This is a genomic window from Corallococcus sp. AB049A, from assembly GCF_003668885.1.
Taxonomy (GTDB): domain Bacteria; phylum Myxococcota; class Myxococcia; order Myxococcales; family Myxococcaceae; genus Corallococcus; species Corallococcus interemptor.
The window spans coordinates 1-442 of sequence record NZ_RAWL01001129.1; the positions used below are offsets into that span (position 1 = coordinate 1).

A 442-nucleotide genomic window follows, 5' to 3' on the forward strand; every position below is an offset into this window, starting at 1 on the left:
TTTTAAAACCATCCGGAATTTCAATTTTTGTAGTTGAAAGCACATCTGTTTTAAAATCAAATTCAATTGGAAATTTTCTTTTCTGAGCAATAAATGGGTTTTTCTCTACTAATGAAACTGCATTACAATTAACGTATAAGATGTTATTTTCAATTTCATTAACTGGAAAGCTTAAATCAGCAGTAAACTTAATTGGATAATCAAAATTGGTAAGTGAATCGTAATGCATTTGTTCAAGCTTAACATTATTTTCCAAGAGCATTTCATTCTTCGTATCAAATATCGAAACACCCTTTAAAAGATTTTTTTGTCTAAACTTTAATGATTCGTAATAACCCAAATTAATTTCAGTATAGCCACTGAAACTATCAACAGCATTCATTTTCTTTAGTGAAACAAAAATTGATTTTTTCTCAACTATGCTGTCCGGCAAGAAATATAC

General features: G+C 28.1%; 1 protein-coding gene. It reads right to left on the reverse strand.

Annotation, left to right across the window (positions count from 1 at the left end):
* Positions 1 to 442 (reverse strand): hypothetical protein (locus D7X55_RS43925; RefSeq protein WP_158626507.1); only part of this gene is annotated, 442 nt, incomplete at both ends.